Annotated in this window: 11 protein-coding genes; 9 read left to right on the top strand and 2 right to left on the bottom strand. The window is 64.4% G+C overall.

The features are described from left to right. Window positions 1-121: 121 nt before the first annotated feature. Window positions 122-3,169: a S8 family peptidase gene (locus AABB87_RS11300; RefSeq protein WP_341971341.1), complete on the bottom strand. Its 3,048-nt coding sequence runs from the start codon at window positions 3,167-3,169 to the stop codon at window positions 122-124. Window positions 3,170-3,231: 62 nt separating this feature from the next. Then, entirely contained in the window at window positions 3,232-3,912 is a 681-nt protein-coding gene (locus AABB87_RS11295; protein ID WP_341971340.1) for an NF038120 family PEP-CTERM protein, read from the bottom strand. 471 nt (window positions 3,913-4,383) lie between these two features. Here AABB87_RS11295 and AABB87_RS11290 point away from each other — a divergent pair, with 471 nt between their 5' ends. From AABB87_RS11290 to AABB87_RS11250, 9 genes are all read left to right on the top strand, one after another. After that, a complete protein-coding gene (locus AABB87_RS11290; protein WP_341971339.1) occupies window positions 4,384-5,310 on the top strand; it encodes a histone deacetylase family protein in 927 nt (308 codons plus the stop codon). Window positions 5,311-5,355: 45 nt separating this feature from the next. Further along, window positions 5,356-8,049: a bifunctional acetate--CoA ligase family protein/GNAT family N-acetyltransferase gene (locus AABB87_RS11285; protein ID WP_341971338.1), complete on the top strand. Its 2,694-nt coding sequence runs from the start codon at window positions 5,356-5,358 to the stop codon at window positions 8,047-8,049. A 260-nt stretch (window positions 8,050-8,309) separates the two neighbouring features. Beyond that, window positions 8,310-8,768, top strand: coding sequence for a hypothetical protein (locus AABB87_RS11280; protein WP_341971336.1), 459 nt, complete (start codon window positions 8,310-8,312; stop codon window positions 8,766-8,768). Between the two features lie 227 nt (window positions 8,769-8,995). Then, window positions 8,996-10,036 (top strand): sulfate ABC transporter substrate-binding protein, encoded by a 1,041-nt coding sequence (locus tag AABB87_RS11275; protein ID WP_341971335.1) that lies wholly within the window; start codon window positions 8,996-8,998, stop codon window positions 10,034-10,036. A gap of 63 nt (window positions 10,037-10,099) precedes the next feature. Next, window positions 10,100-10,975 (top strand): sulfate ABC transporter permease subunit CysT, encoded by an 876-nt coding sequence (cysT, locus tag AABB87_RS11270; protein WP_445944860.1) that lies wholly within the window; start codon window positions 10,100-10,102, stop codon window positions 10,973-10,975. Further along, on the top strand, window positions 10,975-11,886 hold the full coding sequence (gene cysW / locus AABB87_RS11265; RefSeq protein WP_341971333.1) for a sulfate ABC transporter permease subunit CysW: 912 nt from the start codon (window positions 10,975-10,977) through the stop codon (window positions 11,884-11,886). The genes cysT and cysW overlap by 1 nt, the downstream gene beginning before the upstream one ends. Continuing rightward, window positions 11,883-12,944 (top strand): sulfate/molybdate ABC transporter ATP-binding protein, encoded by a 1,062-nt coding sequence (locus tag AABB87_RS11260; RefSeq protein ID WP_341971332.1) that lies wholly within the window; start codon window positions 11,883-11,885, stop codon window positions 12,942-12,944. The genes cysW and AABB87_RS11260 overlap by 4 nt, the downstream gene beginning before the upstream one ends. A gap of 375 nt (window positions 12,945-13,319) precedes the next feature. Further along, window positions 13,320-14,252, top strand: coding sequence for a CysB family HTH-type transcriptional regulator (locus tag AABB87_RS11255; protein ID WP_341971331.1), 933 nt, complete (start codon window positions 13,320-13,322; stop codon window positions 14,250-14,252). Between the two features lie 78 nt (window positions 14,253-14,330). Then, window positions 14,331-15,233 (top strand): TRAP transporter TatT component family protein, encoded by a 903-nt coding sequence (locus tag AABB87_RS11250; protein WP_341971329.1) that lies wholly within the window; start codon window positions 14,331-14,333, stop codon window positions 15,231-15,233. The last annotated feature ends 40 nt before the right edge of the window (window positions 15,234-15,273 follow it).

The following is a 15,273-nucleotide window of genomic DNA, read 5'->3' as shown; positions in this document are numbered from 1 at the left end:
AATGCCGCTGCTTGCGGCAATAGAAAAGGGCGGCTTGCTGATGCAAGCCGCCCTTTGTTTTGGCGCTTTTGGCGCTTGGGCCGCAGCACCCGAAATTCGGGCGCTACGGCATTGAGCGCGCTTAGCGGTTGTCGACAAACACCAAGGTCGTGCCCAGGCTGACCGGGACGGCGTTGGTGGTGTCGTTGAACTGCACCTGGCCGAGGTAGCGATGGCCAACAGGCACCGACCAGCCCAGACCGATCGAGGCCGTGCCGCCAGCGTAGACAGCAGTTGGGCCAGCAGCGCGCAAGGTTTGCGCACCGACGACGGGGCCAAGCGTCCAGCTGGACAGAGCGTAGTCCACCTTGCCGCCGGGGCCATTGGTGGTGTCGTAGCCACTCACGCAAGCCGAGTAGGTACCGGCCGCAGGTGCCTTCAGGCTGACCACCTCATCCGTGGTGGCGCCGCCGCTGGAGCCGACATTGGCACCGGTGCCGCCAGGGCCGGCATAGATGTCCAGATCCAGGTCGACCGGGCCGCTGGTATCGGCGTCAAAGAGCTGGAAGCGCGCCAGCAAGGCACCTGCCGGCACCACGACGTCGTAGCACTGCTTCTGACCCGTGGTGATGTTGTTGGCATTGCGCGTTGCAGGCACCAGGCCCACGGGCGTCAGACCCAGCTTGCCGCTATAGCCCGACGTGACCGAGAACACCTTGCTGCCATTGCCGGTCTTGCGCACATCGCTGACCGAGGCCGGGATGGAGAAGCCACCGGCACTGCCATTGGCGCTCAGCGGGCTGGTGACCGAAGTCACGCCGTCGCTCCAGCTCAGGCTACCGAAGGACCAGGCGCTGGCTGAGACGGCCGCACCCGGGGTGACCTTGACGGTGAAGCTGCCGGTGGCGCCGGGAGCCAAGGTCAAGGAAGCCGGTGTCACCACCACGTCCCAAGACGGCAGCGTGGCGGAGGCCACAAAGGTCTTGGTCGCCGTGCTGACGTTCTTGATCGTGCGGTTGAAGGTCTTGGAGATCACGACGCCCTTGGCCGTCAGGGACGGCAGGTTCAGGTCGGTCGCGGCGATCGAACCCAAGCTGGCGCAGCTGCCGATGCCTGCTGGCGGCGTCAGGCCAATGCCGCACAGGAAGCGGCCATGGTCGGCAGCCGTCAGGTCATAGACCAGCGGCGTGGCCGTCGCGGCATTGGGATTCACATGCCCCGCGCCATAGCCCCAGCGATCAAGGTCAGGGACGCCATTGGCCAGCTTGACCGGGCCAGCAGAAGTCATCATCGCCGACTTGATGGCCGCAGGCGACCAGCTGGGATGCTGCTGCTTGAGCAAGGCAGCAATGCCGGCCACATGCGGGCTGGACATCGAGGTGCCTTGCATGGAGGTGGCACCACCCAATGGCAGATAGGTGCCGGCGATGGTGGCGTCGTGCTGCGCCTGGGTCTGGCTGTCATCGATATAGGCCGCCAGGATGTCCACGCCCGGGCCGGTGATATCGGGCTTGAGGATATTGCCGTTGGCCTTGTTGGGGCCGCGCGAGGAGAAGTCAGCCATCACCGGCGCCACGATGGCGGGCGGCGCGGCGGGCGGCTTGATCGTGCCTGTGGCCGAGCCCGCGGTGACGTAGTTGCGGATGGCTGCACGGTTAGCCACCGGCAGGTGGATGGAGGGCACCGAATGGAAGTCCGCCACCAGGCCGTTCGAATTCGCGTCGGCGTTGACCAAGACCATGCCGATGCCGCCAGCACGCTTGACCTCGGCGCTCTTCTCGACCCGCGCACTCACACCGCGATCGCAGACGACGATCTTGCCGCTCACCTTGGTCGGGTCCAGCGTGCCTGCGAAGCAACGCTGCGCATCGGCCACGGCTTGGCCAGAAGCGACCGCCGAGTCGGCCAGAATCATCGAGCCGGTCAAGGTGCTGCCGTACACCGAGACCCCGTTGCTGTACACGGAAGCATCGCCCAAGACCAGATCAGCCAGAGCCTGGCGGTCATGGGTGGAGGCGCCCACCGTCATCAGCCAGGGGCTCATGTGCGCCACCTGATTGGCCGGGCCGCTATTGCCGGCGGAGGCCGCCACAAACACGCCGGCCGCCGTTGCGTTCAGGTAGGCGATTTCGATCGGATCGTTGAAATTGGTTTGGGTGCCGCTGATCGAATAATTGATCACGTCCACACCGTCAGCCACCGCGTCGTTGATGGCGGCCAAGATGTCGGCCGTTTGCCCGCCATCATTGTTCGGCGTGGTGGTGGACGTCCAGAGCACTTTGTAGACAGCGATGCGAGCGCGTGGCGCCATGCCGGAGATGCCACCGATGGCGGTGCCATTGATGGTCGCATTGACGTTGGCATTGCCACCCGCGGTGGATGCCGTGTGGCTGCCGTGGCCGCCACCATCACGCGGAGACTTGTATTCCAGGCGTGGGTGCGCGGCGTATGCGCCGCCGCTGTTAGCAGCGCCGGCATACCAGGCGTCGCCGTAGTAGCGCGCACCGATCAGCTTGTTATTACACATGGCGGCGGTGAAGCCTTCACCGGCCACGCAAGTGCCTTTCCACTTGGCGGGTGGCGGGCCGTAGACCGAGGTACCCGCCTGGTAATAAGGAACCGGATTGCCCTGGGCATCGACCTTGTCGCCGAAGGAGGCGGTTTCGGGCCAGATGCCGGTGTCGAGCACGCCGATGATGACGTCTTCACCCTTGACCTTGCGCGCGGCCGTGTCCAGTTGCGACCACAAGCCGCCCGGTGCTGTCAGGCCCAGAAAGTCGGGCGTGCGGGTGGTGTCGGCCGGAATCAGCCGGGACTCGGTGACCGACACGACCTTGGTGGATGTCTGCAAAGCCTTGGCCTGCGCCGGCGTCAGGGCGGCCGAGAAGCCGTTGAATACCACCGTGTAATTGTGCAAGGCAGCGGGCGCGCCGACGCGGCTCAGCACCGCACTGTGCTGCGAGGTCAGATAGCTGCGATAGCTCTTCACATTGGCACCGGCGGCATTGAAGCGCGCGCCAGCGGCAGCCTTGGTGGCCGCCAGACCGGCGAGCTTGCCGTCATAGGTGGCGGCCGGTGCGTCGGCCATCTGAACGATGTAGATCTTCTTGCCACTGTTCTGGGCGACGGCGCCCATGCTGAGCGTGGCCAAACCCAGCATCAGCGCGATATGCAATTTCTTGTGGTTCATCGAAAACTCCTAGCGAGTTGCGGTAACAACAACGAAGCGGACCCGTGCCGGCGGATAGCCGGTCAGGCCTTGGTTTGGCGGCGGCGCAGCCAGGCCATGCCGCCCAGGCCGAGGCCCAGCATCAAGGCAGCCGAAGGCTCGGGCACGGCGGCGGTGACATTGATGTTGTCGAGCGCGAACTGCCCGTTGTTTTGCAGCGGCGAGGCGCACACATTGGCACCGTCAAAGCTGCAGGCGAAGAATTCCACCGACTTGAGATTGGTGTAGACCGAGAAGTCAGCACCGCTGTACTGCGCGAATTGATACGAGCCGGCAACGGCTGGCGCGAACAAGAAGGCCCAGCCCACCAGCGTGCCATCGGCCTTGGTGCCAACCGCTGCGATGGTGGTTTGGCCGCCTGGGGCAGGCACCAGCGGCACGAAAGCGGCGTCAAACGAATTCAGGTTGAACAGGCCGCCGTCGGCCTTTGTCAAGGTCAGGAAGCCTTCATTACCCTGTGTGTAGAACTGCGTGCTATTGCCCGATGGTGGCGCGGCCAGGGCGGCTGCCACGTCCACCGTGGCGAAGTCGTAACCCACGGTCATATTGAAGCCGGACTGCTGGAAGCTTTCGCCGGCGAAGTACAGGTTGGCAAGCCCGGGCTCATCAAAATCGATAACAGCGGCCGAAGCCTGCAGCGGTGAGGCAGCGATGGCCCCGGCAATGAGGGTGCTGGCAAACAGCGACCGTGTCAAAACTCGCATAGAAACTCCTTGGTGTGCTGAGGAGAAGTTGAGGACAAGCGGCTATTGGCCACTCATTCAATGCCGGGAGGGCAGGCGCCGACCATAGCGTTTGAGGAAATAAGTCACACGCGTAAAAACCCTGCGCGCCAAAGCAGCCGATTTTTGTGTTGGAGCCTTTTTCATAGGAGACGGGCAATTTCGCCTGCTTGTGCGCCCCCCCTTCTTCTGGGGGGGCGTTGAAAGCGAAGCACCCGGAAAAAGAACACGAAACAAGGAAACAAGGCCAAGGCCGATGGCGGACAAAGTGCCCGCGCGCGCAAGGGCGCCAAGCGGCTGCTGAAGCCCCGCACTCGCCAAGCTGTTGCGTGCCGGCCAAAGCCAGCCCAGCCGAGCGACCAGATTGCCGGCTTGTAATGCTGGGGTCAGCGGCCCCTCCCTAGACTGGTGCAAACACCCGATATCGCCAACAGGGTGTGACCGGAGACTGTCATGCTTGCCGCTTACATCACCCACGCCGACTGCGCCCGCCACGAAATGGGCGCCCAACACCCCGAATGCCCTGAGCGCCTGGGCGCCATCAATGATCAGTTGCTGATCAAGGGGCTGCTGGACTATATGCAGCCGCACGATGCGCCGCTGGCCACCGAAGATCAGCTCTCTCACGCGCACTCCTCGCTCTATGTGCGCGAGCTGATGGACGCCTCGCCCAGCGAGGGCCACCGCCAAGTCGACCCCGACACCAGCATGAACCCCTTCACCCTGACCGCCGCGCGGCGCGCGGCCGGTGCGGCCGTGCTGGCGACGGATTTGGTGGTGTCGGGCGAAGCGCCCAGCGCCTTTTGCTGCGTGCGCCCGCCCGGCCACCATGCCGAGCGTGCCGCAGCCATGGGCTTTTGCTTTTTCAACAATATTGTCGTGGGCATCCGCCATGCATTGGACGTGCACGGGCTGGAGCGCGTGGCCCTGATCGACTTCGATGTGCACCACGGCAACGGCAGCGAGGACATCTTGCGCGGCGACGCCCGGGTGCTGATGTGCTCCATCTTCGAGCAGGGCCTCTACCCCTTCACCGGCGAGGTGGACACCGCCGCCAATATGGTCAATGTGCCCCTGCCCACCCGCTCGGGCAGCAAGCAGTTCCGCGAGGCGGTGACCGAGCAATGGCTGCCGGCGCTGGAAGCCTTCCGGCCGCAGCTGATCTATATCTCGGCCGGCTTCGATGCTCACCGCGAGGACGACGGGGGCAATCTCGGCCTGGTCGAGGCCGACTTCGAATGGGTCACCCAGCAGTTGATGGACGTGGCCCGGCGCCATTGCCAGGGCCGCGTTATCTCCTGCCTGGAGGGCGGCTATGTGCTGAGCCCACTGGGCCGCAGCGCCGCCGCCCATGTGAAGGTGCTGATCGGTGCGGATTGATCCAGCACAATCGGCCGCGCCACCACAGCGATCACACTGAAGCCCATGGACAAGCACTATCTGAGTCAGTTGTTCCACCCGCAATCCGTGGTGGTGTTCGCCGGCCAAAGCGACGATGCGCAAGGCCTGACCCCGCACGCCAAGGCTTTGCGGGCGGCGCTGCGGGCGCAGCGCTACACCGGCACCTTGCAGTTTCTCGACATCCACACCACCGGCACCCTGGCCGAATTGGCGCAGGCGCAGGCCGATCTGGCCATCATCGCCCTGCCGCCGGAGGATGTGCCGGCTGCGCTGGAAGTGGCCGGCCGCATGACCTGTCGCGCCGCGTTGGTGATCTCGAGCGGCATCAACGCCGAGCAAGCGGCGGAGCTGAAAAAAATCGCCCGCCGCGAGGGCATGTTCCTGCTCGGCCCCAACTGCCTGGGCCTGCAGCGCCCGCGCCTGCAACTCAATGCCAGTGCCGCCGGGCCGCTAGCCACCGATGGGCCGCTGGCCCTGGTGTCCCAATCCGGCTCGCTGACCACCTCGATGCTGGACTGGGCCAGCAATAACGCCGTGGGCTTTTCCTCGGTGGTTTCGCTGGGGCCCAACACCTCGGTGGACATTGCCCAGGTGCTGGACTTTCTGGCGAATGATGCGCAGACGCACAGCATCATCGTCTACCTCGAAGGCATCCCGAACGCGCGCCGCTTCATGAGTGCGCTGCGCATGGCCGCCAATGCCAAGCCGGTGGTGGTACTCAAGGCCGGCCGCCGGCCGGCCGGCAATGAGGCCGCGCAAACCCATTGCGGCACGATTGTTGGCAGTGATGATGTGTTTGACGCCGCGCTGCGCCGCGCCGGCGCGGTGCGGGTGCGCTCCTTTGTCGAGCTGTTCTCGGCCGCCAAATGCCTGGCCTCGCGCTACCGGCCGGTGGGCAAGCGCCTGGCGGTGGTCACGAACGGCGGCGGTCCCGGCGTGCTGGCGGCCGACTGGATCAATGAAATCTCGCTCAGCCTGGGCCGCTTGTCGGCCGAGTCGGTCGCCTCCTTGCAGCCGCGCCTGCCTGAGCAGGCCTCGCTGGCCGATTTGATCGATTTATCCGAAGAAGCCGGCGCCGAGCATTACAAGGCGGCCATCGAAATCGCCTGCCGCGACCGCCAGATCGACGGCGTGCTGGCCATTTACTCACCCAAGGTTGGCGGCGATGCCTCGGCCGTGGCAAGCGCCCTGGCCGACATCAAGCGCAGCATCGGCAAGCCCTTGCTGTGCTGCTGGATGGGCGACACCTCGGTGATCGCCGCGCGCGGCTTGCTCAACGAGGCCGCCATTCCCAGCTTCCGCACGCCCGAGGCGGCGGTGGGCGCTTTCGGCAATATCGCCTCCTTCTACCAAAACCAACTGCTGCTGCAGCAAACGCCGCCACCGCTCTCGACCCTGGCCAAGCCCGATATCGAGGGCGCCCGCCTGGTGATCGAAAGCGTGCTGGCGGAGCGCCGCAAGGTGCTGACCGAGATGGAGTCCAAGACCCTGCTCTCGGCCTTCCACATCCCGGTCACCAACACCATCCTGGCGCGCAGCGCCAACGAGGCCATGATGATCGCCACCCAGCTGGGCTTCCCGGTGGCGATCAAGATTGCCTCTCCCGACATCAGCCACAAATCCGATGTGCAGGGCGTGGTGCTGAATCTGGCCAGCGGTGCGGCGGTGCGCGACGCGTACAACGATATGGTGGAGCGCGTGGCCCGCCTGCAGCCGCAGGCGCGCATCAACGGCATCACGGTGCAGAAAATGGCGGGCGCCAAGCGCGGCCGTGAGCTCTACATCGGCCTGGTCACCGACGAGCCCTTCGGCCCGGTGATTGTGTTCGGCGCCGGTGGCACCATGATCGAGCTGATCAATGACCGCGCCATGGAGCTGCCACCGCTGAACCAGTTCCTGGCGCGCCGCCTGATCGAACGCTCGCGCGTGGCCGAGACCCTGGGCGAGTGGCGCGGCGCGGCCGCCGTGAATATGGAAGCACTGGAGCAACTGCTGCTGCGCGTGTCGGAAATGGTGTGCGAGCTGCCCCAGCTGCGCGAGATGGACATCAACCCCATCATCATCGACGAGCATGGCGCGGTGGCGGTGGATGCGCGCATCGTCATCGACAGTGCGCAGCAAACCATCAGCGGGCGCAGCAATAACAGCTACAGCCACCTGGCCATCCTGCCCTACCCGGCGCGCTACGAGCAGATCTGGCCACTGCGCGGCGGCGGCGAGTATCTGGTGCGACCCATCCACCCCGACGACGCGCAGATGCTGCAAGACCTGGTGCAGCACCTCAGCCCGGAGAGCCGCTACTTCCGCTTCGTCTCCTCGATGGTGGAGTTGCCACCGTCCATGCTGGCCCGCTTCACCCTGATCGACTACGACCGCGAGATGGCCCTGGTGGCGGTGGCCAAGGAACGGGTGGCCGGGGCGGACGGCGAGATCAGCGAAACCGAGCGCATCGTCGGCGTCTCGCGCTACATCACCAACCCCGATCAATCCAGCTGCGAGTTCTCGCTGCTGGTGGCCGACGACTTCAAGGGCCTGGGCCTGGGCTCGCGGCTGATGGAAAGCATCATGGACGTGGCGCGAGAAAAGGGCCTGGCCGAGATCCAGGGCCTGGTGCTGGCCAACAACCCCAGCATGCTCAAGCTGATGAAGAGCCTGGGCTTCGCCATCAAGCCCTTCGAGGAAGACCGCGACTTCAAGCTGGTGACGCACGGGCTTTAATCTTTCTGCGTCGAGCCGAGCAGAAGAAACGTTACTTTCGACACCCAAGCACCCTGCGTTGTCAATAGTTTTAACCCGCAGGGCCGGCGCAATTCGTCGTCGATTACGCGGCTCCATCCCTTCATTTCTGCACCTGGTCGTTCACGCCTAGGGCGGCTGCCAAGCCGCTACTAATCTGAGTTCAAGCCAGCACCTTGAACAAGGCGTCAACTGGAGTCATCCAGCGCTGGTTATCCCCCAACCATAGCGAGGAAGCTCTGATGAACACCAGCAAGAAGTTTTTGACCGCCATCCTGTTGACCCTGATCGGTGGCGCCGCCTTGGCCGCAACGCCCGGCAGCCGTGTGGTGATCCAGGAAGACGGCGGCATCGTTCGGATGCCGGCCGATGTGCGCACCGATGTGCTCAAGGCCTGCCCGGGCTTCGCCCAGACCTTGCAAGACGAGCTCACGAGCACATGGCAGCGTTCAGGCGAAACCGGCAGCCTGTTGGTGCGCTTTGAGGTGGAAGGCGGCCAAGTCAGCTCGGTCCAGCAATTTGGCCTCTTGCGCGACAGCCTTGGCAAACCGGTACGCCGGGCCATGGCCAAGCTGCAGTGCGAGGGCGGCAGCGCCAAACAGAGCTTCACCTTTGTGCTGGACTTTGGCGGAAAGGATGCGCCCGAGGTGGGCAAGAGCTTTGTGCTGACCGCGCCTGCCGAGGCTTTTGCCCGCCGCTGAGGGCAGGGCCAACAAGCCAGCTGATGGCGCGCGCCAAACTCACGCCATCAGCAAAACGCCTGCACATGCAAACCCGGCGGCCCGGCCGGCCAACACCCTCGGGCCGCCCTTTGCGGAAATTTCTATTTGCTTATTCCAGATAAGCAAATTCCAAAACAGTTGTTCCTCGAATAAGGAACACAGGGCATCCTGCAGACCTTCGCAAAATTCTGCCCAAGGTCACTGCCATGTCCGTCTCGTCCAGTCCCCGTCGTTCCGCTATCGCTGCGCTGTTCACGCTGGCCTCGCTCGGCAGCCTCGCCGTGGCCTTGCCGGCCCGTGCGCAAAGCGCTAGCGACACCCTGCTCAACGTCTCCTACGACGTCAGCCGCGAACTCTACAAAGACATCAACCCCGCCTTCGCTGCCGCCTGGAAGGCCAAGACCGGCAAGACGGTGACGCTGAACCAGTCGCACGGCGGCTCCAGCAAGCAGATCGGCTCGGTCATTGGCGGCCTGGAGGCCGATGTGGTCACCATGAACCAAGCCACCGATGTGGACGTGCTGGCCGAAAAAGGCCTGACGCCTGCCGACTGGCGCAAGCGCTTCCCCAACAACGCCGCGCCTTACAGCTCGACGATTCTGTTCCTGGTGCGCAAGGGCAACCCCAAGCAAATCAAGGACTGGGCCGACCTGACCCGCGCCGGCGTGCAAGTCATCATCCCCAACCCCAAGGTGACGGGCAATGGCCGCTACAGCTATCTGGCCGCTTGGGGCAGCGTGATCGCCAAGGGCGGCAACGAAGCGCAAGCCAAGGAACTGGTCAGCAAGATCTTCGCCAATGTGCCGGTGCTGGACGGCGGTGGCCGCGGCGCCACCACCACCTTTACCCAGCGAGGCATTGGTGATGTGCTGCTGACGTTCGAGTCCGAGGCCGAGCTGATCGAAAACGAATTCGGCAAGGGTCAGTTCGAGGTGGTGAGCCCCAGCGTGTCCATCGACGCCGAAGCACCGGTGGCGATTGTCGACAAGGTCGCGGCCAAGAAGGGCACGGCCGAGTTGTCCAAGGCCTATCTGGACTTTTTGTTCACGCCTGCGGGCCAGGAAATCATCGCCCGCCACAACTTCCGCCCGCGTGACGCGGCGGTCTTCAAGGCCAATGAGAAGCGCTTCAGCAATATCAAGCTGTTCTCGGTGGACCAGATCCTGGGCGGCTGGCCCAAGGTCAGCAAGACCCACTTTGCCGATGGCGGCCAGTACGACCAGATCATTGCCGCGCAAAAGCGCTGAGCAATTGAGTTGGCGCGCACCGCGCGCCCTTCCTGACACCAAGCCCCGATGAACACCGCTGTTATGACTCAAGCGCCGACCGAGCTGCCGGCCCAGACGAAAAAGCGCAAGCCGCGCCGCGTGCTGCCCGGCTTCGCGCCCACCATGGGCTTCACGCTTTTTTATCTTTCGCTGATCATCCTGATCCCGCTCTCGGCGGTGTTCATCAAATCGGCCGGCCATGGCTTTGAGGCCTTCTGGGCCGCCGCCACTGCGCCGCGCGTGCTGGCGTCCTACAAGCTGAGCTTTGGTGCTTCGCTGCTGGCCGCCAGCATCAATTTGGTTTTCGGCCTGATCCTGGCCTGGAGCTTGGTGCGTTACGAGTTCCCCGGCAAGAAGATCGTGGACGCCTTGATCGACCTGCCCTTCGCCCTGCCCACCGCCGTGGCCGGTATCGCCCTGACCGCACTCTACGCCCCCAACGGTTGGCTGGGCCAGTTGCTGGCTCCTTGGGGCATTCAGGTGGCCTTCAAGCCCCTGGGCGTGCTGGTGGCGCTGATCTTCATTGGCCTGCCCTTCATCGTGCGCACGGTGCAGCCGGTGCTGGAAGACATGGAAACTGAGCTGGAAGAGGCGGCAGCATCCCTGGGCGCGCATCGCTGGCAGACCTTCCGCCTGGTGGTTCTGCCCACGCTGACGCCGGCCCTGCTGACCGGCTTCGCCCTGGCCTTTGCCCGCGCCGTGGGTGAGTACGGCTCGGTGATCTTCATCGCCGGCAATCTGCCCATGGTCAGCGAGATCACCCCGCTGATGATCATCTCCAAGCTGGAGCAATACGACTATGTGGGCGCCACGGCCATCGCCACCGTGATGCTGATCTTCTCCTTCGTGCTGCTGCTGGCCATCAACGGCTTGCAAGCCTGGAGTTCCAAACGCAATGGCCAGGAAGGTCGCAAATAATGGCCGCCGCTATTTCTTCACTGAGCGCCGCACAGAGCGCAAGCCAAAGCGCCAACAAAGCCCTGGGCCGCTACCAAAGCAACCCCGCCACCCGCGAAGCGCCCTGGGTTCGGCGCGCGTTGCTGGGCCTGGGCCTGAGCTTCTTCGCCCTGTTTCTGGTGCTGCCCTTGGTGGCGGTGTTCACCGAGGCCTTGCGCAGGGGCTTTGATGTTTACCTCGCGGCCATCGTCGAAGCCGATGCGGTCTCGGCCATCAAGCTCACCTTGATTGCCGCGCTGATCTCGGTGCCGCTGAATCTGGTCTTCGGCGTTAGCGCCGCCTGGGCAATTGCCAAGCATGAGTTCCGCGGCAAGCAGCTCTTGATCACGCTGATTGACCTGCCCTTCTCGGTCTCACCCGTGGTGGCGGGCCTGATCTATGTGCTGCTGTTCGGCGCGCAAGGCTGGTTCGGCCCCTGGCTGCAAGAACACGATGTGAAGATCATCTTCGCCGTGCCCGGCATCGTGCTGGCCACCATCTTCGTCACCTTCCCCTTTGTCGCGCGCGAGCTGATCCCGCTGATGCAAGCTCAGGGCCGTGACGAGGAAGAAGCCGCCACCGTGCTCGGCGCCTCGGGTTGGAAGACCTTCTGGCTGGTGACCCTGCCGAATGTGAAGTGGGGCCTGCTGTACGGCGTGATTCTGTGTAACGCCCGCGCCATGGGTGAGTTCGGCGCGGTGTCGGTGGTGTCCGGCCATATCCGCGGCATGACCAACACCCTGCCCCTGCATGTGGAAATTTTGTACAACGAGTACCAGTTCGCCGCGGCCTTTGCCGTCGCCTCCATCCTGGCCTTGCTGGCCCTGGTGACCCTCGTTTTGAAGCAATTTGTCGAGTGGCGTGCCCACGCCACCCTGAAGGAAGCCCCATGAGCATTCAAGTTCGCAATATCAACAAGAGCTTCGGCGCCTTCACCGCCCTGGGTGACGTCAGCCTGGACTTTCCCACTGGCGAGCTGGTCGCTCTGCTGGGCCCCTCGGGCTGCGGCAAGACCACGCTCTTGCGCATCATTGCCGGCCTGGAAACAGCCGACCGGGGTCAGGTCTTGCTAGATGGCGAAGACGCCTCCGACACCCATGTGCGCGAGCGCCAAGTCGGCTTTGTGTTCCAGCATTACGCCTTGTTCCGCCACATGACGGTGTTCGACAACGTGGCCTTCGGCCTGCGCGTCAAGCCGCGCAAGGAACGGCCCAGCGAGAGCGTCATCAAGAAAAAAGTGCATGAGCTGCTGAACCTGGTGCAGCTGGACTGGCTGGCCGACCGCTTCCCACCCCAACTCAGCGGCGGCCAGCGCCAGCGTATTGCTTTGGCCCGCGCCCTGGCCGTGGAGCCGCGCGTGCTGCTGCTGGACGAGCCTTTCGGCGCCCTGGACGCCAAGGTCCGCAAGGAGCTGCGCCGCTGGTTGCGCCGCCTGCATGATGATCTGCACATCACCAGCGTCTTCGTCACCCACGACCAGGAAGAAGCCCTGGAAGTGGCCGACCGCGTGGTGCTGATGGACCACGGCCGCGTAGAGCAAGTGGGCACACCGCAAGAGGTCTACGAGCGCCCGGCCACGCCTTTTGTCTACGGCTTCCTCGGCGCGGTGAACCGCTTCGAAGGCCAGGCCGCCGGTGGCTCGGTGCATATCGGCGAACACCAGCTGAGCCATGGCGACAGCCTGATCCAAACCGGCCATGTGCAAGCCTATGCCCGCCCGCATGAACTCAAGATCCTGACCGCGGCCGACGCTACGGGTCTGCCCGCCACCGTGGACCGCGTGCTGAGCTTTGGCGCTGCAGCCCGGGTCGAGCTGCTGGGCCCGAACGGCCAGCATCTGGAAGCCGAGCTGAGCCGCGAACAGGCCTTGGCTTTGAATCTGCAGGGCGGCCAGAAGGTGCGGCTGAACGCCACGCGCTTGAGTCTGTTTGAGGCGGCTAAGGCAGCTTGATTTTCTTTCTGAGTTTGTCGGAGTAAGCCGGCAAGTCGGGTGAGTGACTTCGCTCATGCCTGGGCCAGAGGCCCAGGCCTTCACCAGGCGCAAACAGTTCTCAGGACTGTTTGTGTCCAGGTTCAGTCCCCCGGCCCGGGCTGCGCCCGCGCCGCCCCCTTGACTACGCTACGCCACTCACCCGACTTGCCTCCCGCCGCGCACATATTGCAAGAGTCCGCACAGGCCGATTTGAATCAGGTCGGCTGGGTGTTCTGCGTAGCGAAGTCAAGGGGGAGGCGAAGGCTTTAGCCGTAGCCGGAGGACATGAGCGGAGTAGAGCACCCAGTCGGCCTGATTCCGAACAAGCCCAATTTCCGAATTTGACCCATCCCCATGAACTTCCAGCAACTGCGCATCATCCGCGAAGCGGTGCAACAGAACTTCAACCTCACCGAGGTGGCGGCGGCGCTGTTCACCTCGCAGTCGGGGGTCAGCAAGCACATCAAAGATCTTGAGGATGAGCTGGGTGTGGAGCTGTTCGTGCGCCGAGGCAAGCGCTTGCTGGGCCTGACCGCGCCGGGCAAGGAGCTGGCGGTGATCGTCGAGCGCATGTTGCTCGACGCCAAGAACATCAAACGCCTGGCCGACCAGTTCTCTGACGCCGAAGTCGGCCAGCTGACCATCGCCACCACCCACACCCAGGCCCGCTACGCGCTGCCGCAAGTGGTGGCGCGCTTCAAGGCCGCGTTTCCGCGTGTGCACTTGGTGCTGCATCAAGCCAACCCCGCTGAGATCGTCACGCTCTTGCAATCAGGCGAGGCCGACATCGGCATCGCCACCGAAGCGCTCGACCAAGACCCCGCTTTTGTCACCTTCCCCTACTACGACTGGCATCACGCCGTGGTCGTGCCGCAAGGCCACGCCTTGGCCCAGCTCGACTCGCTGACGCTGGAAGCCTTGGCCGAACACCCGCTGATCACCTACCACCAGGGCTACACCGGCCGCGCCCGCCTGGACGCCACTTTTGCGGCGGCCGGCCTGGCGCCTGACTTTGTGATGTCGGCACTGGACGCGGATGTGATCAAGACTTATGTGCAGGTGGGCCTGGGCGTGGGCATCGTCGCCAGCATGGCGTTTGAGCCCAAGCGCGACGGTGGCGAGCAAGGCCTGCAGTTGCTGAACGCCGCGCATCTGTTCAAGGCCAATACCACCCGCATCGCCCTCAAGCGCGGCCACTATCTGCGTGGCTTTGCCTACCGCTTTTTGCAGGAATGTGTGGCGGATCTGAGCGAGGACACCGTCAACGCAGCACTGGGCGGCGAGTGAGCCAGGCCCTGACATGGCGGGGTCACACAAGCGAACTAGATTGGGCAGCTTGTCCGACCCTTCTGAGTTCGCCCTGCCGTGTGCCTACGCCGAAAGCTCCGCTGCCTTGCCCTAAGCGCCAGCGCGCTGCTTCTCCTCAGCGCCTGCAGCCCGCGCCAGTATTTGCTGCGCCAGGCCTCGGATGAAATCGCCAGCCAAGCCCAAGCGACTGAGGAAGACCTGGGCCTGGCCAAGGATGCCGGCGCCTTCTACCTGAAGCTATCCGAGGCCCTGCTGCGCCAAGACCCCGGCAACGCCAAACTCGCTGAAAGCGTGGCCGCCGGCTTTACCCAGTACGCCTACGCTTTTCTGGCCTGCGAGGCCGATCGCATCGAGGCCCGCAGCCCGACTGAGGCCCAAGCCCTGCGCGAGCGTGCGGCACGCATGTATGCGCGCGCCCAGCGCCACGCCAAGGCCATGCTGGAGCAGCAGACACCGGGCCTGAGCGCCGCGCTCGAAGCCGCAGGCAGCGCCAACAGCAGCAACACATCACTGCGCCTGAAGCCCGAACAAGTCGGCCTGGCCTACTGGGCCGCAGCCGCCTGGGGCGGGCAAATCAGCCTGTCCAAAGACTCGCCCGAAACCGTGGCCCAGCTGCCCGCCGCCCTGCGCCTGGCGCAGCTGGCCTATGCCGCACAAGCCGACTATGGCGCTGGCGCCCTGGCCAGCTTGATGGGCATTTTTGAAGCCAGCCGGGCCGGCGGCTCCGCCGCCACGGCCTTGCCCTACTTTGACCAGGCCATTGCCTTCGCCGGCCCGCAAGCGGGACCCGCACTCTTGGCCAAGGCCGAAGGCCATGCCCTGCCGACCCAGGACCGCGCCGGCTTTGAAGCCCTGCTGCGCCAAGCCATTGCCGCCACCCAAGGCCGCCACGATTTGCCCAGCCAGGTGGCACGCGAGCGCGCGCAGTGGCTGCTGAGCCAAGCGGCCGATCTGTTTTGATTTGATTGGATTGACTTGATTGCTAACTTCAAGAGGCCTG

The organism is Roseateles sp. PN1, from assembly GCF_038419725.1.
GTDB lineage: Bacteria > Pseudomonadota > Gammaproteobacteria > Burkholderiales > Burkholderiaceae_C > Paucibacter_A.
Note: the sequence above shows the minus strand (reverse complement) of the source record. Positions and strands in the feature narration are given on the sequence as shown.